At 70.7% G+C, this 18,179-nt stretch carries 18 protein-coding genes; 9 read left to right on the top strand and 9 right to left on the bottom strand.

Features of this window, described 5'->3' with window-relative positions; genetic code table 11:
- The first annotated feature begins 285 nt into the window (after window positions 1-285).
- On the top strand, window positions 286-1,905 hold the full coding sequence (locus DEJ49_RS23440; RefSeq protein ID WP_150185953.1) for an N-acyl-D-amino-acid deacylase family protein: 1,620 nt from the start codon (window positions 286-288) through the stop codon (window positions 1,903-1,905).
- A 6-nt stretch (window positions 1,906-1,911) separates the two neighbouring features.
- Here DEJ49_RS23440 and DEJ49_RS23435 read toward each other — a convergent pair whose 3' ends face one another.
- Window positions 1,912-2,802 carry a trypsin-like serine peptidase gene (locus DEJ49_RS23435; RefSeq protein ID WP_150185952.1) on the bottom strand — a complete coding sequence of 297 codons (891 nt, stop codon included), beginning with the start codon at window positions 2,800-2,802 and terminating at the stop codon, window positions 1,912-1,914.
- Window positions 2,803-2,901: 99 nt separating this feature from the next.
- Complete coding sequence (locus tag DEJ49_RS23430) at window positions 2,902-4,353, bottom strand: cellulase family glycosylhydrolase (protein ID WP_150185951.1); 1,452 nt, start codon at window positions 4,351-4,353, stop codon at window positions 2,902-2,904.
- Between the two features lie 110 nt (window positions 4,354-4,463).
- On the opposite strand from DEJ49_RS23430, the gene DEJ49_RS23425 reads away from it, so the two are divergent.
- On the top strand, window positions 4,464-5,003 hold the full coding sequence (locus tag DEJ49_RS23425; protein ID WP_150185950.1) for a hypothetical protein: 540 nt from the start codon (window positions 4,464-4,466) through the stop codon (window positions 5,001-5,003).
- Window positions 5,004-5,017: 14 nt separating this feature from the next.
- Here the strand turns inward: DEJ49_RS23425 and DEJ49_RS23420 are convergent, their stop codons facing one another.
- From DEJ49_RS23420 to DEJ49_RS23410, 3 genes are all read right to left on the bottom strand, one after another.
- A complete protein-coding gene (locus DEJ49_RS23420; protein WP_150185949.1) occupies window positions 5,018-6,439 on the bottom strand; it encodes a DEAD/DEAH box helicase in 1,422 nt (473 codons plus the stop codon).
- A 238-nt stretch (window positions 6,440-6,677) separates the two neighbouring features.
- A complete protein-coding gene (locus tag DEJ49_RS23415; protein WP_150185948.1) occupies window positions 6,678-6,881 on the bottom strand; it encodes a cold-shock protein in 204 nt (67 codons plus the stop codon).
- A gap of 268 nt (window positions 6,882-7,149) precedes the next feature.
- Window positions 7,150-7,491, bottom strand: a complete 342-nt coding sequence (locus DEJ49_RS23410; protein ID WP_150185947.1) for a MerR family transcriptional regulator — start codon at window positions 7,489-7,491, stop codon at window positions 7,150-7,152.
- Window positions 7,492-7,627: 136 nt separating this feature from the next.
- Here DEJ49_RS23410 and DEJ49_RS23405 point away from each other — a divergent pair, with 136 nt between their 5' ends.
- On the top strand, window positions 7,628-8,005 hold the full coding sequence (locus tag DEJ49_RS23405; protein ID WP_150185946.1) for a hypothetical protein: 378 nt from the start codon (window positions 7,628-7,630) through the stop codon (window positions 8,003-8,005).
- A 148-nt stretch (window positions 8,006-8,153) separates the two neighbouring features.
- Window positions 8,154-8,573 carry an Hsp20/alpha crystallin family protein gene (locus DEJ49_RS23400; protein WP_150188421.1) on the top strand — a complete coding sequence of 140 codons (420 nt, stop codon included), beginning with the start codon at window positions 8,154-8,156 and terminating at the stop codon, window positions 8,571-8,573.
- An 80-nt stretch (window positions 8,574-8,653) separates the two neighbouring features.
- On the opposite strand, the gene DEJ49_RS23395 is transcribed toward DEJ49_RS23400, so the two are convergent.
- Window positions 8,654-9,505 carry a serine protease gene (locus tag DEJ49_RS23395; RefSeq protein ID WP_150185945.1) on the bottom strand — a complete coding sequence of 284 codons (852 nt, stop codon included), beginning with the start codon at window positions 9,503-9,505 and terminating at the stop codon, window positions 8,654-8,656.
- Window positions 9,506-9,725: 220 nt separating this feature from the next.
- Between DEJ49_RS23395 and DEJ49_RS23390 the strand changes: the two genes are divergently transcribed.
- A complete protein-coding gene (locus DEJ49_RS23390; RefSeq protein WP_150185944.1) occupies window positions 9,726-10,937 on the top strand; it encodes a pyridoxal phosphate-dependent aminotransferase in 1,212 nt (403 codons plus the stop codon).
- Between the two features lie 101 nt (window positions 10,938-11,038).
- Window positions 11,039-11,449, top strand: coding sequence for a hypothetical protein (locus DEJ49_RS23385; protein WP_150185943.1), 411 nt, complete (start codon window positions 11,039-11,041; stop codon window positions 11,447-11,449).
- Window positions 11,450-11,524: 75 nt separating this feature from the next.
- Here the strand turns inward: DEJ49_RS23385 and DEJ49_RS23380 are convergent, their stop codons facing one another.
- Together DEJ49_RS23380 and DEJ49_RS23375 are read right to left on the bottom strand one after the other, a co-directional pair.
- The gene (locus DEJ49_RS23380) at window positions 11,525-13,270 is read right to left on the bottom strand and encodes an Ig-like domain repeat protein (protein WP_223832959.1); all 1,746 of its coding nucleotides are present in this window, start codon (window positions 13,268-13,270) and stop codon (window positions 11,525-11,527) included.
- A gap of 176 nt (window positions 13,271-13,446) precedes the next feature.
- The gene (locus DEJ49_RS23375; protein ID WP_150185942.1) at window positions 13,447-15,291 is read right to left on the bottom strand and encodes a phosphoenolpyruvate carboxykinase (GTP); all 1,845 of its coding nucleotides are present in this window, start codon (window positions 15,289-15,291) and stop codon (window positions 13,447-13,449) included.
- 271 nt (window positions 15,292-15,562) lie between these two features.
- On the opposite strand from DEJ49_RS23375, the gene trhA reads away from it, so the two are divergent.
- The 3 genes from trhA to DEJ49_RS23360 all read left to right on the top strand — a co-directional run bounded on the left by trhA (window position 15,563) and on the right by DEJ49_RS23360 (window position 17,884).
- A complete protein-coding gene (gene trhA / locus DEJ49_RS23370; protein ID WP_150185941.1) occupies window positions 15,563-16,279 on the top strand; it encodes a PAQR family membrane homeostasis protein TrhA in 717 nt (238 codons plus the stop codon).
- 90 nt (window positions 16,280-16,369) lie between these two features.
- Window positions 16,370-17,038 carry a TetR/AcrR family transcriptional regulator gene (locus DEJ49_RS23365; RefSeq protein WP_150185940.1) on the top strand — a complete coding sequence of 223 codons (669 nt, stop codon included), beginning with the start codon at window positions 16,370-16,372 and terminating at the stop codon, window positions 17,036-17,038.
- Window positions 17,039-17,116: 78 nt separating this feature from the next.
- Window positions 17,117-17,884: a Mut7-C RNAse domain-containing protein gene (locus tag DEJ49_RS23360; protein WP_150188419.1), complete on the top strand. Its 768-nt coding sequence runs from the start codon at window positions 17,117-17,119 to the stop codon at window positions 17,882-17,884.
- Here DEJ49_RS23360 and DEJ49_RS23355 read toward each other — a convergent pair.
- Window positions 17,856-18,173, bottom strand: coding sequence for a hypothetical protein (locus DEJ49_RS23355; protein ID WP_150185939.1), 318 nt, complete (start codon window positions 18,171-18,173; stop codon window positions 17,856-17,858). The two genes, DEJ49_RS23360 and DEJ49_RS23355, sit on opposite strands and share 29 nt — an antisense overlap.
- Between the last annotated feature and the right edge of the window lie 6 nt (window positions 18,174-18,179).

Here is an 18,179-nt window from a genome sequence, read left to right as displayed (position 1 = left end):
GCCCACCCACCCGTTCACCCCGCACCGCAGGGCCGACGTAGGGACCCCCACCCAACGCCCGTTCACCCCGCACCGTCCCGCGTGCGTAGGAACCCCGGGCGGGGCCCCACCGTAAGCCGCCCACGGCGGGTCCGGTCCGCCTTGGCCACCCGCACCCGGCGACGAAAGCCGCACGGGTGGTGCGGGTGGGAGCGACAGACCCGGCCGGAGGCCGGGTGCACCACCGACCAGCCGCAGTTCAACGAAGTCGTAGAACACGTAGAAGTCGTAGAGGAAGGCACCATCATGGACCTGGTGATCCGGGACGCACGCGTCATAGACGGCACCGGAGGTGCCTCCTACCGCGCCGACGTCGGCGTACAGGACGGAAGGATCACCGCGATCCACAGCGAGGGGGGAGGAGAGGGAGGGCCCCGTCTTACGGGGCGGACCATCATCGACGCCGAAGGTCTCGCACTCGCCCCCGGCTTCATCGACATGCACGCCCACAGCGACCTCGCCCTCCTCCGCGACCCCGATCACTCCGCGAAGGCCGCCCAGGGCGTCACCCTGGAAGTCATCGGCCAGGACGGCCTCTCCTACGCCCCCGCGGACGACCGCACGCTCACCCAAGTCCGCCAGGCCATCACCGGCTGGAACGGCGACGGCAGCGACATCGACTTCACGTGGCGCACCGTCGGTGGGTATCTCGACGCCCTCGACTCCGCCCACGGCGGCCGCGGCATCGCGGTGAACGCCGCGTATCTCATCCCCCAGGGCACCGTCCGGATGTACGCGATGGGATGGGAGGACCGCCCGGCGACCCCCGCCGAGCTGGACCGCATGAAGCAGCTCGTGGCGGACGGAATGCGGGAGGGCGCCGTCGGCATGTCGTCGGGGCTCACGTACACGCCCGGCATGTACGCCGACGACTCCGAGCTCACCGAGCTCTGCAAGGTCGTCGCGGCGCACCACGGGTACTACTGCCCCCATCACCGGAGTTACGGGGCCGGCGCGCTCCAGGCGTACGAGGAGATGGTGAACCTCACCCGCACCGCCCACTGCCCCCTCCACCTCGCCCACGCCACCATGAACTTCGGGGTGAACAAGGGGAAGGCGCCCGACCTTCTCTCCCTCCTCGACGCCGCCCTCGCCGACGGCGCCGACATCACCCTCGACACGTACCCCTACACCCCCGGCTGCACCACCCTTGTCGCGATGCTGCCCAGCTGGGCGAGCGAGGGCGGGCCCGACGCCATCCGCACCCGGCTCCTGGACGACGCGACCGCCGAGAAGATCCGCCACCACATGGAGGTCATCGGCGCGGACGGCTGCCACGGCGTGCCCATCGAGTGGGACACCATCGAGGTCTCGGGCGTCAGCGACCCGGGGCTCGCGTCCTGCGTCGGCAAGACCATCGCCGAGTCCGCCGCCCAGCGCGGCGAGGAGCCCTGGATCACCGCCCGGCGGCTCCTGCTCAACGACAATCTCGGGTCCACCATCCTCCAGCACGTCGGCCACGAGGAGAACGTGCGGGAGATCATGCGGCACCGCGTGCACACGGGCGGCAGCGACGGCATCCTGCAGGGGTACAAGCCGCACCCGCGGGCGTACGGCACGTTCCCGCAGTACCTCGGCACGTACGCGCGGGAGCTCGGCGTGATGTCCCTGGAGGAGACCGTCGCGCACCTCACCTCCCGGCCCGCCGCCCGCCTCCGCCTGCCCGACCGGGGCGTCGTCCGCGAGGGCTACCGCGCCGACCTCGTCCTCTTCGACCCCGAGACCGTCGCGGCCGGGTCCACCTTCGACGCTCCTCGTACGCTGCCGACCGGCATCCCGCACGTGCTGATCGACGGACGGTTCGTGATCCGGGACGGCCGGCGCACGGACGTCCTCGCGGGACGCTCCGTACGCCGGACCCCGTAGAGCCTTCTACCTCGTGGCCGCCGCCGTCGGCCTCGGCAGCTTGCAGCCCTTGCGGCCCAGGTCGATCTTGCTGCCCTTGCCGACGCACGGCACGATCCCGTACGTCTCCTGCGCGTAGTTGATGCCCTTGCGCACCGTCACCTTGCCCTTGCGGTCGATCTCACAGGGGTTGTTGAGGGTGCAGCGCTCGCCGTCCTCGTTGCCCGTGTTGTTGACCGCGGTGACCTTTCCGGTCTTGTGGTCGATGACGGGCGACCCGGACGTGCCGCCTATGGTCTGGCAGGCGGGGGTGTAGCGGACGGAGTCCTTCCAGGTCCACTCCCCCTCCTTCATCCGGTACACGAAACCGTCGATGTTGCAGCTGTACGTCTTCTTCCAGTAGCCGGAGACGACCGTGATGGCGCGTCCCTTCACCGGGTGGTCGTCCTCCAGCTCCAGCGGCTTGATGCCGTACTTCTTGGTGATGTCGCCGTAGGTCTCGGTGAGTTGATAGATGGTGATGTCGGTGTCCGTCATCGTCGCGTAGGACACCTTGGACGCCTTGAGCGTGGCGACCTCGCCGGCCTTCGCGTCAAGCAGTTTGAAGGTACGGGTGGACGGCTGGTCGACGATGACCTCGCCCGCGGCGGGGAAACCCGTCTCTATGCAGTGGCCGTTGGTGAGGACGAGCGCCGGGTCGCCCGCCTTGGACTTCGGCATGCGGACCACCGAACCGGAACAGTTGCTGAGCGCCACCGTCCCCGCGAAGTCGACGGCCTTGGTCTTGGCCGGGGTCTTCCCCGGTGCCTGGTCCGCCCCCTGCCCCTGCCCGTTGCCCGCGACCGCCGGTGCCGCTCCCGCGCCGGCCAGTGCGAGGGCGAGCAGTCCGCCCGCGACCGCTCTGCTCTTCTGTCCCATGGTGTGAGCCCCCCTCGTGATGTACGCCAGTCGTGCGATTGTCAGGGGCATTCTTGGGGGCGCTGTCGCGGGCGTACAAGGGGTGGGAACCCTTCCCTTTCACGCATGTGGTGTGATGCGGACAGAGTGCGGCCCTGGCCCTGAAGTGAGGGTCATGACACGGGACTTGGGGTCCCAGGAGGCCACCTTCCCGCCCTCCGCGCGACCGCCCCGCGGGAAGTGCCGCTTCGGGAGCCGGACCTCCGTTCCGCCCCGCGCGCCCGCCGTGCCGCGCCAGCTCACCGTGAGCGCCTTCCGCTTCGCGTCCCAGCGGTAGGCGACCGGGTCCCCCGCGATGGTCAGCGGGGCGGGGCGGTCGAGTACGGGCAGCAGCCGCGTCGGCTTCAGCTTCGCGTCCCACGGGGCCCACGGGCCGGGGTCGTTGGACCAGTACGCGAAGCCCGCCCCCATGTCGTCGGCCATGCGCTGCACCTTCTCCACGTACTCCATGGCGCCCGGCAGTCCCACGTCGAGCCCGAACTCCCCGATGACGACGGGCGCGCCGAGGCGTCGCGCGGTCTTCTCGGTCTGCTCGCGCCATGCCCGCAGCGACCTGTCGACCTGCCCTTTGGTGCTGCCGGTGTAGCCGCCGCCGAGGTCCATGGGGAGGGGATAGAGATGTGGCGCATACGCGATGCGTGCCGCGTCGCCGTCGCCGCGCGGGTCGTCCAGGCGCGGGAGGCCCGTGGCGAAGCCCCAGTTGGAGCCGATGGCGGACGGTTCGACGAAGAGCCAGTGGTCGCGGTCGACGGTGCGGATCGCGTCGATGGCGTCCTGGTAGAGCCGGGCGAGCGGGCCGGACTCGAAGGCGGGGCCTTGGACGCTGCCGCCCCAGGGCTCGTTCATCAGGTCGTACCCGATGACGGCGTCATCGTCGGCGAAGTACCTGGCGACTTCCCGGAGTGCGCCCACATAGTGCCCGCGCAGATCACGTCCGTCGCCTTCGACCGTCCCCCAGAAACGGTCGAAGGCGCGGACGGTCCCCGGCTCGACGTAGCCGAGTTCCCAGGGGTCGGTGGGGGCCGAGGTCAGCCCGTCGGTCTCGGTCGCCCACACGGGGGCGCCGTTGCCGCCGACGCGCGGCCCGTACAGGTCCTGGTGCATGTCGAGCAGGACGTGGTAGCCCCGCTCCCCGTACCAGCGCACGCGCTCGGCGACCTGCCGCAGATACGTCCTGTCGTACGTGCCCGGCAACGGCTCGACCTTGCGCCACTGGAGGAGGAAGCGGACGAAGTTCGTGCCCAGGGCGCGCTGTTCGCGCGCGACGTCCTTCTCCTCGATCCACGGCATGCCGTCGGGCGCCGCCTTGGCACTGCTCGCCGTGGAGAGGCCGCGCAGGACCAGGGCGCGCCCGTGCCGGTCGGTGATCCAGCGGTGGCCGCTGGCGGTGTCGGCGCGTGCGGCGCCGGCGCCCTGCGGTCCCACGGCCACCAGCAGCGCCGCCGCGACGGCGAGTACGACCGCGCCGATCGCACCGGACACCCAAGTGGGCCGCGCCGCAGGGGTCTTCATGGCCGGGATGGTAGATCGCGGCACCCGCCCCGCAACAGACCTGAGCGTTGTTCACTTTTTCCGGCCGGACCTCTGTCCCCGGCACCCTGCGCGCCCTAAAGTGGCGCGCCATGCGGACGACGAGGGTGATCGGCGCGTTGCGGGCCCGGGCGGACGCCTCGGCCGTGGTGGCGTGCGTCTGCCTGCTGCTCGTCCTCGCGCACGGCAGCGCGACGCTGCTGACGGCGTTCACGGCACGGGCGGGCCTGTCGGTCGTGCCGAGCGCGCTCGGCGTGCCGTTCGCGCTGCCCGGACTGCGGGCGACGCCGCTGGGCGCGACGGACTGGCCCTGGCAGCTCTGCGAGAACTTCGCGGCGCTGCTCCTGGTGGCGACCGCGACGGCCCGGATGCGCCGCCACCTGCGCGTGCGCCCGGCCGCAAGCCGCGTCCGCCGCCTGCTCGCGGGCTGGACGGCACTGATCGCGGGCACGGCGGCGGCGGGCGCCTGGCGAGGCATGGTCGCGGCCCGCATGGTCGAGGCGGGCCCATGGGGTTGGCTCCTGCTCCCCCTGACCGGCGCCTTGTTCGGCGCGCTGTGGGGCCTGGCCCTGGGCTGGCTGCCCGGGGTGGCGGCCCTTGCGAGACCCGGTCCGCCCCGGGCCGCTCACTGAGGAGGGGGCCCGGCTCAGGCCGCCGTGTCGGTCCGGGTGCGGGCCGCGTACGCGCGGCGGGCTCGGCCGTCGCGGGGGCGGCGGCCGCGGGGGCCGCCTCGGTCGGAGGGGGCCTTCGACGGGGCCGGGATGGTCACCGGAGTGCCCGAGGGGGGCTGCGCGCCCGTGATGCGGGCCAGCTCCGTCTCGCCCGAGCGGACCGCGGCCGTGTGCGGGCGGATGCCCGCCGCGGCCATCAGCCGGGTCATGTCGCGCCGCTGCGCCGACGTCACCAGGGTGACGACGCTGCCGGAGCCGCCGGCGCGGGCGGTGCGGCCGCCGCGGTGCAGGTAGTCCTTGTGGTCGGCGGGCGGGTCGACGTTGACGACGAGGTCGAGGTCGTCGACGTGGATGCCGCGCGCCGCGACGTTCGTGGCGACGAGCGCGGTGACCTGGCCGGACTTGAACTGGGCCAGCGTGCGCGTACGTTGGGGCTGGGACTTGCCGCCGTGCAGGGCCGCCGCCCGTACCCCGCTGTTCAGCAGGTGCGTGGTGAGCCGGTCGACCGCGTGCTTGGTGTCGAGGAAGAGGATGACCCGGCCGTCGCGTGCGGCGATCTCCGTCGTCGCGGCGGTCTTGTCCGCGCCGTGCACGTGCAGCACGTGGTGCTCCATCGTGGTGACCGCGCCCGCCGACGGGTCGACGGAGTGGACGACGGGGTCGTTCAGGTACCGGCGTACCAGGAGATCGACGTTGCGGTCGAGGGTGGCGGAGAACAGCATGCGCTGCCCGTCCGGCCGCACCTGGTCGAGGAGTTCGGTGACCTGGGGCAGGAAGCCCATGTCGGTCATCTGGTCGGCCTCGTCGAGGACGGTGACGGCGACCTGGTCCAGGCGGCAGTCGCGCCGCTCGATGAGGTCCTTGAGCCGTCCCGGCGTGGCGACGACGACCTCGGCGCCGGTGCGCAGCGCCCCGGCCTGCCGTCCGATGGACATGCCGCCGACGACGGTGGCGATACGCAGCCGCACCGACTTGGCGTACGGGGTGAGGGCGTCGGTCACCTGCTGGGCGAGCTCGCGGGTGGGGACGAGGATGAGGGCGAGGGGCCTGCGCGGCTCGGCGCGCTGCCCAGCCGTGCGGGCGAGTGCCGCGAGGCCGAAGGCGAGCGTCTTGCCGGATCCGGTGCGCCCGCGCCCGAGGACGTCCCGGCCCGCGAGGGTGTTCGGCAGCGTGGCCGCCTGGATCGGGAAGGGCGTGGTGACGCCGAGCGCGGTGAGGGTCGTGAGCAGACCGTCCGGCAGACCGAGCGCGGCGAAGTCCTCGACGGGCGGCAGGGCCGGGGTGACGGTGGCCGGGAGCGTGAACTCCCCCTGCGGAGCGGAGGGCCTGCGGCTGCGGCCACCGGAGCCCTTGTATCCGTGCGCGGTGCGGCCGTTCGTGCGAGTTGAGCGGTTCATGTGGACCTCGAACCTTCCTCGATGCGGCGCGTGTCGAGGAATTCTCACCGGGCACGCTGTGGTGCCGAGATTCGCAGGAACGGCCGGTCAAATGAAAAACAATTCCGGCCACCGGGTTTTACCGCGGTTACGGCCGGGAAGAGGGGTGGGGTTTTGTCCGCCCCCGAAAAACACAACGAGCTGGGGCCCGCACCCAAGGTGCGGGCCCCAGCTACGAAATACGCGTGAGCGTCAGACGTCAGGCGGGAACGATGTTCTCGGCCTGCGGGCCCTTCTGGCCCTGCGTGACGTCGAAGGACACCTTCTGGCCCTCCTGCAGCTCACGGAAGCCCTGGGTGGCGATGTTCGAGTAGTGGGCGAAGACGTCCGCGCCGCCACCCTCCTGCTCGATGAAGCCGAAGCCCTTTTCCGAGTTGAACCACTTCACGGTGCCAGTAGCCATGTCATATCTCCTTCGGGGCAATTGCCCGGAAGCCCGCACTGTACGGACTCCACGTCGCCGCGATGATTACCCTGTCCGGACATGACCGGCAAAACAAAGTGCCCTGTCGGCACACATCGCCGACCGAGCACTCGGAGTTTTTGGAAACCACAACTGCAACTGATAACGACAGTAGCACGCGACGACCGTCCGTGCAGGGTTTTCATATCGTTGGGCCTGTCGGCCGATTAACCCTCCCAGCACATCACGCGAAATTCTGTTTTTGCCGTCACAGATATTCGGTGTCGGCCGCGGGACGGCTGCGCAGCTCCTCGTTGATGCGCAGCGCGTCCTCCAGCTGGTCCTCCAGGACGACGATGCGGCAGGCGGCCTCGATCGGCGTGCCCTGGTCGACGAGCTCGCGGGCGCGCGCGGCGACGCGCAGCTGATAGCGGGAGTAGCGGCGATGGCCGCCCTCGGACCGCAGCGGCGTGATCAGCCGGGCCTCGCCGACCGCCCTGAGGAAGCCGGGCGTGGCGCCGATCATCTCGGCGGCCCGGCCCATGGTGTACGCGGGAAAGTCTTCGTCGTCGAACCGGTCCTGGTCGCGCGAGGGTGTCTCCGGGGGCATCTGCACCTTTTCCTTGGCTACGCAGGAACCCTAGCAACGGAGCGGCGCATGCCTCACGCAGCCGTGACAGTTTTTCGCAGGCGGACAGGGGAGGTATCGGGCCGGGCGGTCGCACACCTCGGTAAGCTGACCAGTCATGTCGATCCCTGACGAGCTGCTCGTCGACATCGCCGCCCTGGTGGAGTCCGAGCACAGCAATCAGATGTCCCTCACCGTGGTCGTCGGCGGTGCCGTCATCACCGGACGGCTGGCCCCCGAGGCCCTGTGGCGGCGGCGCGTCGCCGAAGTCCTGAAGGACTCCGACCGCCTCGGCCCCTTCGCCGCCGCGTTCGTGTCCCCCGAGGCGGATTCCGGCCCGCCCCTCGCGTCCAAGCCGCCCACTCACCTCCACTTCCACCTGGCCCGGATCCTCCAGGGCAGCCTGGGCCTGCCGGAGACAGGCGGCATGTACCGCATCGCCCTGGCGGACGTGAGCGCCTGGACCGTGGGCGACCTCAGCTACTCCGACGCCTGACCTTTCCATCCCGTAGACCCCCGGACCAACGGCCCGGATCGACAGGCCCCGACTCAACCTGAGTCGGGGCTTGTCAAGTTTCCTTCCCCTCGCTATATAGAAGACGTAGGGCATCGCACCCGACATCCGAGGAGAGGAGTGACCCGTGATGCTCATGCGTACCGACCCGTTCCGCGAATTCGACCGACTCGCCCAGCAGGTCTTCAGCAGCTCCCGTCCGGCCGGAATGCAGATGGACGCCTACCGCGCGGGGGACGAGTTCGTCGTCCACTTCGACCTGCCGGGCGTCGATCCCGAGTCGATCGACCTCGACGTCGAGCGCCACGTACTGAACGTCCGGGCCGAGCGCCGCTCCCCCGCCCCCGAGGGCGTGGAGATGATCGCGGCCGAGCGGTCCACCGGTAGCTACGCCCGCCAGCTCTTCCTCGGCGACACCCTGGACACGGAGCGCATCGACGCCTCGTACGAGGCCGGCGTCCTGACCCTCCGCATCCCGGTCGCCGAGCGGGCCAAGCCCCGGAAGATCCACATCAGTGGCGGCAGCGACCGCAAGCAGATCGACGGCTGACACGCGCCGCCCTGTGACGTACGTGCGGGTGCCGTCCGAGAACCCCGGCAGGGGCTTTCGGACGGCACCCGCACCGGTGACTACCGCCTGACGGAGGGCTTCGGCAGCTGGCAGCCCGCCCGGTTCAGGTCGATCTTGTTGCCGGCGCCGACGCACGGCACGATCCAGTAGGTCTGCTGCGCGTAGTTGATGCCTTCGCGCACGGTGACCTTGCCGTTCTCGTCGACCTCGCACGGGTTGTTGTCCGTGCACCGCTCGCCGCTCTCGTTGCCGGTGTTGTTGACGGCGACGACCTTGCCGGTCTCGTCGTCGATCACCGGGGAGCCCGAGGTGCCGCCGATCGTCTGGCAGTCAGGGGTGTAGCGGACGGAGTCCTTCCAGGTCCAGCTCCCCTCCTTGAGGCGGTACGCGAAGCCGTCGACGCTGCACTTGTACAGCTTCTTCCAGTACCCGGAGGCGACGGTGATCTTCCGGCCCTGCTCGGGCCGCGCCGCGTTCAGCTCCAGTGCCTTGATCCCGTACCGGCTCTCTATGTCCCGGTAGGTGCTGGTGGTCTGATAGAGCGACATGTCCGTGTCGGTCATCGTGCCGTACGCGATCTTGCTGGCCCTGATCGTCCCGAGGCGGCCGCCCGAGCTGTTGAGCAGCGTGAAGCTGCGGGACGAGGCCTTGTTGACGATGACTTCGCCCGGCGCGGGGAAGCCGCTCTCCAGGCAGTGCCCGTTGGACAGGACGAGGGCCGGGTCGGTGGGCTGGGAGTTCGGTACGCGGACCACGGAGCCGGAACAGTTGCTCAGCGCCACCGTTCCCGCGAGGGTGACGGCCTTGACGCTGGGTTTCGCGGACGCTTCGTCGCCGACGGCTGTCGCGGGCGCCGCGGTCGCTCCGATGAGCAGAGCCGCGAAGCACGCACCGACGAGAGGCTTCTTCATGTGGGGGTCCCCTCAGATGACTAAGTGGCCGAAGTTCCTTCGGCGTTGTCATGCGCATTGTTGGGGCGCCACGCCGTGAGGACAAGACCACAAACGGACACAACTGACCGCTGACAGGACGCCATCGAGCGGAACTGCACGCTCCGTCGGGCCCCCGGGGACGCCCCTTGTGTCCGAAAACACGAGGCGGCCCGCGATACCCGCCCGTAAGCTCGCGGACATGCAGGTCATCCAGTCGACGAAGCTCTCCAACGTCTGTTACGAGATCCGGGGCCCGGTGCTCGAGGAGGCGATGCGGCTGGAGGCGGCCGGTCACCGCATCCTGAAGCTCAACACCGGCAACCCCGCCGCCTTCGGCTTCGAGTGCCCGCCCGAGATCCTCGAGGACATCCTCCGCAACGTCGGCACCGCGCACGGCTACGGCGACGCGAAGGGCCTCCTCGCCGCCCGCCGCGCGGTCGTCATGCACAACCAGACCATCGGCATCGAGACCGACGTCGAGCACGTCTTCATCGGCAACGGCGTCTCCGAGCTCATCGTGATGGCCATGCAGGGCCTCCTGGACGACGGCGACGAGGTCCTCGTACCGGCGCCGGACTACCCCCTGTGGACCGCGGCCGTCTCCCTGTCCGGCGGCACCGCCGTCCACTACCGCTGCGACGAGCAGGCGGACTGGATGCCGGACCTCGCCGACATCGAACGCAAGATCACCGACCGCACCAAGGCGCTCGTGATCATCAACCCGAACAACCCGACCGGCGCCGTCTACGACGAAGCGATGCTGCGCGGCCTCACCGACATCGCGCGCCGCCACAACCTGCTGGTCTGCTCGGACGAGATCTACGACAAGATCCTCTACGACGGCGCGACGCACACGCCGACCGCCGCCGTCGCCCCCGACCTGCTGACCCTCACCTTCAACGGCATGTCGAAGGCGTACCGCGTGGCGGGCTACCGCGTCGGCTGGATGGCGGTCTCGGGCCCGAAGGCGCACGCGTCCTCGTACATCGAGGGTCTGACGATCCTCGCCAACATGCGCCTGTGCGCCAACATGCCGGGCCAGCACGGCGTCGTCGCGGCGCTCAGCGGACGGCAGACGATCAACGACCTGGTGCTGCCGGGCGGCCGGCTCCTGGAGCAGCGCGACACGGCGTACGACCTGCTGACGCGGATCCCCGGCGTGAGCTGTGTGAAGCCGAAGGGGTCGCTCTACCTGTTCCCGCGGCTCGACCCGAAGGTCTTCAAGATCAAGGACGACCGGCAGATGGTCCTGGACCTGCTGCGCGCCGAGAAGATCATGGTCGTGCACGGCACGGGCTTCAACTGGCCCGAGCCCGATCACTTCCGCGTCGTGACGCTGCCGACGGCGACGGACCTCGCGGAGGCGGTCACCCGCATCGGCACGTTCCTGGACGGCTACAGCCAGCCCTGACCGGCTCTGACCAGCGCCGATCGCCCAGAACTAGGACCGACTCAACTTTAGACAGGATCTAAGCTAGGATGGCTTTCAAGCAACCGTCTGGAGGCCATCCCATGTACGAGCCGATCCGCACCAAGTCGGTCCACACGATGGCCGACGACGCGAGCTATCCGCACCGCTCCCGCGAAGAGGAGCTGGACATCCAGCTCGCCGGACACCTCGCGGCGCTGCTCGCCCTCACCGACGAGCTGCGCGCCCTGTCCCCGTCGGCCGCCCTCGACGACGCCGCCGAGCAGCTGGCGCTCCAGGTGGCACGGCTGCGCGGGGGTGCGCTCCCGCCGCGCTCCGCCGTCGCGGCCGCGGTCCACGAGCCCCACATCTCCGCCCTGCACCAGCGCGCCCACGCCCTCGCGGGCCGCGCCCTGGTGGTGGCGGCGTCCCGTGCCGACACCGCGGCGGCGATCCTGGCCGCCGAGCGCATGGACGCCCACGCGGACGCCTCGCGCCTCGTCGGCGCCCCCTGATCGGCCCCGGTCCGCGGCCGGGGAGGCCACGGACCGGGTGCCACCAACCAGGCGACAGCTGGGGGTTCCGGCCGCCTAGGCGGTGATCTTGACGGTCGCCGTGGCGGACGAGCCCTCGTGCAGGGCGTCGCCCGCGTAGTTCACCGTGTAGATGGTCTTGCCGCGCTTGCTGGGCAGGTCCTTGACGCTGAACGTGCCGTCCGCCGCGACCGACGCCGACGTCAGCTCGCCCGTCGTGCCGAACCGGTCGGTCCGCGTCACCTTCAGGTTGATCCCGGACGGCAGCGCGCGCCCCTGCCCGGTCAGCTTGCCGGTGATCGAGACGCCCCCCGCGCGGGTCGCCTCCGCGGGCGCGGTCAGCTCGATGGCCGTCGACGCCTTGGCCACGTCCACCGTGAGCGTGACGTCCTCGGCGGGGCGGTGCGTGACGTCGCCGAGGAAGCGCAGCGTGTACGTCGCCTCGCCGACCCGGTCCGGCACGTCGAGGACGGTGAAGCTGCCGTCGGCCGCGACCCTGGCGGCCGCCAGCTCCTGCGTGCCGTCGGCGTCCTTGCGGACGGCGGCGACCTTCACCGGCTCGGCGGCCGCGGGCCCGTCCAGCTCCAACTTGCCGCGGATCCCGACGGGTTCGCCGACGACGGGTTTCGAAGGCGTGGTGGTGAGCGTGCCGGTGAAGCGCGAGTCGTACTGCGCGGCCGGCGGCTTGATGACGTGCAGCCAGTGGCCGCTGCCGCCGTCGGACGTCACCGCGAAGAGCCGCGAGCCGTCCTTGGCCCAGCCGAGCCCCTGCGGCACGACCCGCGTCCCGTCGAGGTCGCCCTCGAAGGCGAACTCCAGCGGTGTGGTGCCGTCCTTCGGGTCGGCGGGCTGGATGAGCAGGTCCGCCGTGCTGCCGGCGGCGACCGCGCCCCGCGCCACGTACTTCCCGTCGCCGCTGAACGCCACCGCCGACGCCTTCGCGCCGTCCGGCAGCGGCTGGTAGGCCGTCGGGGCGTCCGCCAGGTCACCGGCGTCGAGCAGCCGTGTGCCGTACGCGGCGTCCGCCACGGCGATGCGCTTGCCGTCGGCGCTCTGCGCGATGTCCTTCAGGTCGAGCGCGCCCTTGCCCTCGGCGTCGGCGAACCGCCGGGAGGGGCCCCGTACGAGACTGTCGCCGCTGGCATCGAACGTAGTGAGGAACGCGTCGGCCGTCGGACCCGCGCCCGCCTGTCCCATCACGAGCCGGTCGGGGTTGCCGGGGCCCGCCTCCAGGCGCAGCCGTCCCTGGCTGTTCCACCCGGTGCTGACCGATGACGTGCCCTTGACCTCGTACAGCAGGGCCATGTTGTCGGGCCGGTCGCAGTACGAGGAGCCGGAGTACGGCGTCTCCGTGAACCACGTCTTGCCGCCCGCGACCGCCATCTCGCGGCCACAGGTCACGTCGTAGGGCGCGAACGCGGCGCCCGTCCTCGTCTGTGTCGCCGTGTCGAACGTCAGGATGCGGTTGGACTGCGACACGTGCAGGGTCGCGCCGTCCGCGCTGAGCGCCATGCCGGACGCCGGCTGGTCGGTGGCGAGCGAACCGACGCGCTGGCCGGCGAAGTTGTAGACGAGGACCTCGCTCGCCCCGGAACCGCTCTTGCGCCCGTCGGTGACGTAGACCCGCTCGTGCGCGTCGTCGACCACCATCGCCCCGAACGACGCGATGGGCAGCTTCGCCGCCTCGTCGGACGGTGTCGCCGCGGATGCCGCGGGCGCCCCGACGGCGACCAGCCCTGCCGAGCCGAGGGCCACCGCGAGCGCGGCGCCCGTCACCCGTCGTAAGCCCAGAGATCTCTTCAACTCGTCCCCCCACAGGATCGATCGACGGCCCGCAGTGATCAGCGGGCCGACCTGCGGACCATGAAACCTGTGTGAGGGATGTGAAGGCAAGGTGTTCAAGATGCGGGTGTGTCAGGCGGCCGGGCCCCCGCACGCCGTTGTGCGGGGGCCCGGCCGGAAACGGAACGGCTGACGGGTCAGCCGAGGCGCCGCACCAGCGCGCGGTACTCGTCCCACATCTCCTTGGGCGTGTGCTCGCCGAAGGTGTTGAGGTGCTCGGGGACCAGGGAGGCCTCGTCGCGCCAGACCTCCTTGTCGACCGTGAGCAGGAACTCCAGGTCGTCCTTGGCCAGGTCGAGTCCTTCGGTGTCCAGCGAGTCGACCGTCGGCAGGATGCCGATGGGGGACTCGACGCCCTCGGCGCGGCCGTCGAGGCGCTCCACGATCCACTTCAGGACGCGGGAGTTCTCGCCGAAGCCGGGCCACACGAACTTGCCGTCGGCGTTCTTCCGGAACCAGTTGACGTAGTAGATCTTCGGCAGCTTCGACTGATCGGCCTTGTCCGCGCCGACCTTCACCCAGTGCGCCATGTAGTCGCCCATGTTGTAGCCGCAGAACGGCAGCATGGCGAACGGGTCGCGGCGCAGCTCGCCGACCTTGCCCTCGGCCGCGGCGGTCTTCTCGCTCGCCACGTTCGCGCCGAGGAAGACGCCGTGCTGCCAGTCGAAGGACTCGGTCACCAGCGGCACGGCCGAGGCGCGGCGGCCGCCGAACAGGATCGCCGAGATCGGCACGCCCTTGGGGTCCTCCCACTCGGGCGCGATGATCGGGCACTGCGAGGCGGGCGTGGTGAAGCGGGCGTTGGGGTGGGCCGCCGGGACGCCTGACTCGGGGGTCCAGTCGTTGCCCTTCCAGTCGGTGAGGTGCGCCGGAGTCTCCTCCGTCATGCCCTCCCACCAGACGTCGCCGTCGTCGGTCAGCGCGACGTTCGTGAAGACGGAGTTGCCCCACAGCGTCTTCATGGCGTTGGCGTTGGTGTGCTCGCCGGTGCCGGGCGCGACGCCGAAGAAGCCGGCCTCGGGGTTGATCGCGTAGAGGCGGCCGTCCTCGCCGAACCGCATCCAGGCGATGTCGTCGCCGATGGTCTCGACGGTCCAGCCGGGGATCGTCGGCTCCAGCATGGCGAGGTTCGTCTTGCCGCAGGCGGACGGGAACGCGGCGGCGACGTATTTCGACTCGCCCTGCGGGGGCGTCAGCTTCAGGATCAGCATGTGCTCGGCGAGCCAGCCCTCGTCGCGCGCCATGACGGAGGCGATGCGCAGCGCGTAGCACTTCTTGCCGAGCAGGGCGTTGCCGCCGTACCCGGAGCCGTACGACCAGATCTCGCGGTCCTCGGGGAAGTGCGAGATGTACTTGGTGGAGTTGCAGGGCCACGGCACGTCGGCCTCGCCCTCCGCGAGGGGGGCACCCAGCGTGTGGACGGCCTTCACGAAGAAGCCGTCGTCACCCAGCTCGTCCAGGACGGCCTGGCCCATGCGGGTCATGGTGCGCATGGAGACGGCGACGTACGCGGAGTCGGTGATCTCGACGCCGATGGCGGAGAGCGGCGACCCGAGGGGGCCCATGCAGAAGGGCACGACGTACATGGTGCGGCCGCGCATGGAGCCGCGGAAGATGCCGTTCTCACCCTGGAAGATCTCCCGCATCTCGGCGGGGGCCTTCCAGTGGTTGGTCGGGCCCGCGTCCTCTTCCTTCTCGGAGCAGATGAAGGTGCGGTCCTCGACGCGCGCGACGTCGGTGGGGTCGGAGGCCGCGTAGTAGGAGTTCGGCCGCTTCACCGGGTCCAGCTTCTTGAACGTGCCCTTGGCGACGAGCTCCTCGCACAGGCGCTCGTACTCGGCCTCGGACCCGTCGCACCAGACCACCCGGTCCGGCTGCGTCAGCTCGGCGATCTCGTTCACCCAGGAGGCCAGCTCCTGGTGGTTGGTCGGGGCAGTGCCCAGGGGCTCTGCCAGCAGGGGAGCCGCGATGTCGCGCGCCACGATTGCTCCTAATCGAGGGGTTTTTGGAATGTATGCCCCGTGGGGGCTGCGACCCGGACGCTTCACGTGTACCTACTTTGGCGCTCATCCGGTGCCGACCGCACTCATTTGATCATCCGACGCGTTCGCGCATCTGTCCAGAGGGCCTCACACTTGAGCGGCGTGAGCATCGCCACTTGTACGGGTACGGGGGTGTGGGCGCCGATCCGTCCGTTTGACGTTCGCCGTCCGTTTGACGTTTGGCTTACAGGCCCGTCGGTACGATGCCGTCATGACCGCCCCTGTCCCCGAAGCGACACCGCACTCCGCGGACAACCCCTCGCTCGTCCCGTCCCCGGACTCCATGCCGCTGCCGGTGAAGCCTGCGATGCGCGGCTGGCTGCACGCGGGCATGTTCCCCGCCGTAGTGATCGCGGGCCTCGTGCTCACGGCCCTCGCGGACTCTCCCCGCGGCCGGATCGCCTGCGGCATCTTCGCCCTCAGCGCCTGCCTGCTCTTCGGCATCAGCGCGCTCTACCACCGCGGCAACTGGAGCCCCAGAGCCGACGCGGTCCTGCGCCGCCTCGACCACTCCAACATCTTCCTGATCATCGCGGGCACGTACACCCCGCTCACCCTGCTGCTCCTGCCCGAGGCGAAGGGCCAGTGGCTGCTGTGGGGCATCTGGGGCGCGGCGCTCGCCGGCATCGCCTTCCGCGTCTTCTGGGTCGGCGCCCCGCGCTGGCTCTACACACCGTGCTACATCGCGATGGGCTGGGCCGCCGTCTTCTTCCTGCCGGACTTCATGCGGACGGGCGGCATCGCCGTCCTCGTCCTGGTCATCGTCGGCGGAGTGCTCTACAGCGTGGGCGGCGTGATCTACGGCATCAAGCGCCCGAACCCCTCCCCCCGGTTCTTCGGCTTCCACGAGGTCTTCCACTCCCTGACGCTCGCGGCGTTCGTCATCCACTACGTCGGCATCTCCCTGGTGGCCTACCAGCACGGCTGAGCTCCACCCCCAAGCTCCGTCCCCCCGTTTTCACCCGAGTGGCCGCGGTCCGACCGTGGCCACTTTTCTCGTGTGTCCGACAATGACGGCATGACGGCCGCACGTACCTCCGCCCCCGCGGGCGCCCCCAGGCCGGGCCTCCGCGAGCGCAAGAAGCTCAAGACCCGCCTCGCCATCCGGGACGCGACGTACCGGCTGATCCGGGAGCAGGGGTACGAGGCGACGACGGTCGAGCGGATCGCGGAGGCGGCGGAGGTCTCCCCGTCCACGGTCTTCCGCTACTTCCCGACCAAGGAGGACATCGTCCTCACGGATGAGTCCGACCCGTTCCTGGAGACGCGGCTGCGGGAGCGGCCGGCGGACGAGCCGATCGTGGAGTCCCTGCGAGTCGTGCTGCGCCAAGCCGTCTCCTCCGGCTCCGGCTCCGGTTCTGGCTCCGGCTCCGGCTCCGGCTTCGCGGAGCAGTCCGAGGTCTCCAGGCTGCGGACGAGGCTCATGACCGAGGTGCCCGCCGTGCGCTCGCGGATGCTGGAGAGCATGTCGGTCACCGGTGGCGTCCTGTGCCGGATCATCGCGGAGCGCACCGGCCGCGACGCCGGTGACCTGGAGGTGCGGGCCTTGTCCATGGGCCTGATCGGCGCGCTCACCGAGACCGCGGCGTACTGGGCGGAGCGCGGCCACGAGGACGACCTGCCCGCGCTGGTCGACCGGACGCTGGACGTACTGGCGACGGGGTTCGCGGGACCCGCCGGGACGTGACCCCGGGACCCGCGGTCGAGGGGCACCGGCGAAAACCCCGGGTGACGACCGTCTCCGGCATGCCATCCTGACCGCATGATGAACGGTCCGGAGATCCTCCTCGACTTCGCCCCCGAGCTGGGGATTTTCGTCCCGCACGAGCGAAGGGGCGGCCCCAGGAGGGCTGTTACCGACGGCGCGTCCACGCTCGGGCACGTCGTCGAGTCGCTCGGCGTCCCGCTGACGGAGGTCGGGGCGCTCGTGGTCGACGGCCGCGAGGTGCCCGTCGGGCACATCCCCGCGGCGGGCGAGACCGTCACGGTCCGCGCGGTGACCCGCCCCCAGGAGGTGCCGGGCGCCCCGCTCCGGTTCCTCCTCGACGTCCACCTGGGCACCCTGGCCCGGCGCCTGCGCCTCCTCGGCGTCGACGCGGCGTACGAGAGCACGGACATCGGCGATCCGGCCCTCGCCGCGCGTTCGGCGGCCGAGCGGCGCGTCCTGCTGAGCCGCGACCGCGGCCTGCTCCGGCGCAGGGAGCTGTGGGCGGGCGCGTACGTCTACAGCGACCGGCCCGACGACCAACTCCGCGACATCCTCGGCCGCTTCGCCCCCGAGCTGCGCCCCTGGACCCGCTGCAGCGCCTGCAACGGCACGCTGCGCGCCGCGACGAAGGACGAGGTGGCGGACCGTCTGGAGGGTGGCACCCGCGGCACGTACGACGTGTTCGCGCAGTGCGGGTCCTGCGAGCGCGTGTTCTGGCGGGGCGCCCACCACGACCGCCTGGAAGGCATCGTGGAGCGGGCGCTGGCGGAGTTCGGCGACGCGGGGCCGGCCGGGCTCACGGCTCGTACAGCGGCAGGAAGTTGATCACGGGTTCCTCATAGGGATGAGCGGCCCGCACCGCGTCAAGCACGGCACGGGCCTGCTCCTCCCCGCACACGGACTCCACCCGGCACTCCGCGCCCCGCTGGACGACGCCGACCTCCCCGTCGTAGGGATCGGCGCCGGGCAGCGGCAGCCAGGTCCCGTTGACGGGCCACCAACTGGCACACCGCGCATAGTCCCCGACCCGCCCCGCACCGGCCGCGTGGAGCGCGTCGATGACCTGCTCCACATGGCTCTCCGGGACGGCTATCTCTATCTTCAGACGCACCATGCGGGG

The sequence above is a fragment of the Streptomyces venezuelae genome (genome assembly GCF_008642335.1).
GTDB classification, from domain to species: Bacteria; Actinomycetota; Actinomycetes; order Streptomycetales; family Streptomycetaceae; genus Streptomyces; species Streptomyces venezuelae_F.
The sequence above is the reverse complement of the archived record's forward strand: the minus strand, read 5'-3'. Positions and strand labels throughout refer to the sequence as shown.

Bases quoted from the DNA above. Each gene is read 5' to 3' on its own strand.
- DEJ49_RS23440 (WP_150185953.1), top strand. From the start codon at position 286: ATGGACCTGGTGATCCGGGACGCACGCGTCATAGACGGCACCGGAGGT.
- DEJ49_RS23435 (WP_150185952.1), bottom strand. From the start codon at position 2,802: ATGGGACAGAAGAGCAGAGCGGTCGCGGGCGGACTGCTCGCCCTCGCA.
- DEJ49_RS23430 (WP_150185951.1), bottom strand. From the start codon at position 4,353: ATGAAGACCCCTGCGGCGCGGCCCACTTGGGTGTCCGGTGCGATCGGC.
- DEJ49_RS23425 (WP_150185950.1), top strand. From the start codon at position 4,464: ATGCGGACGACGAGGGTGATCGGCGCGTTGCGGGCCCGGGCGGACGCC.
- DEJ49_RS23420 (WP_150185949.1), bottom strand. From the start codon at position 6,439: ATGAACCGCTCAACTCGCACGAACGGCCGCACCGCGCACGGATACAAG.
- DEJ49_RS23415 (WP_150185948.1), bottom strand. From the start codon at position 6,881: ATGGCTACTGGCACCGTGAAGTGGTTCAACTCGGAAAAGGGCTTCGGC.
- DEJ49_RS23410 (WP_150185947.1), bottom strand. From the start codon at position 7,491: ATGCCCCCGGAGACACCCTCGCGCGACCAGGACCGGTTCGACGACGAA.
- DEJ49_RS23405 (WP_150185946.1), top strand. From the start codon at position 7,628: ATGTCGATCCCTGACGAGCTGCTCGTCGACATCGCCGCCCTGGTGGAG.
- DEJ49_RS23400 (WP_150188421.1), top strand. From the start codon at position 8,154: ATGCTCATGCGTACCGACCCGTTCCGCGAATTCGACCGACTCGCCCAG.
- DEJ49_RS23395 (WP_150185945.1), bottom strand. From the start codon at position 9,505: ATGAAGAAGCCTCTCGTCGGTGCGTGCTTCGCGGCTCTGCTCATCGGA.
- DEJ49_RS23390 (WP_150185944.1), top strand. From the start codon at position 9,726: ATGCAGGTCATCCAGTCGACGAAGCTCTCCAACGTCTGTTACGAGATC.
- DEJ49_RS23385 (WP_150185943.1), top strand. From the start codon at position 11,039: ATGTACGAGCCGATCCGCACCAAGTCGGTCCACACGATGGCCGACGAC.
- trhA (WP_150185941.1), top strand. From the start codon at position 15,563: ATGACCGCCCCTGTCCCCGAAGCGACACCGCACTCCGCGGACAACCCC.
- DEJ49_RS23365 (WP_150185940.1), top strand. From the start codon at position 16,370: ATGACGGCCGCACGTACCTCCGCCCCCGCGGGCGCCCCCAGGCCGGGC.
- DEJ49_RS23360 (WP_150188419.1), top strand. From the start codon at position 17,117: ATGAACGGTCCGGAGATCCTCCTCGACTTCGCCCCCGAGCTGGGGATT.
- DEJ49_RS23355 (WP_150185939.1), bottom strand. From the start codon at position 18,173: ATGGTGCGTCTGAAGATAGAGATAGCCGTCCCGGAGAGCCATGTGGAG.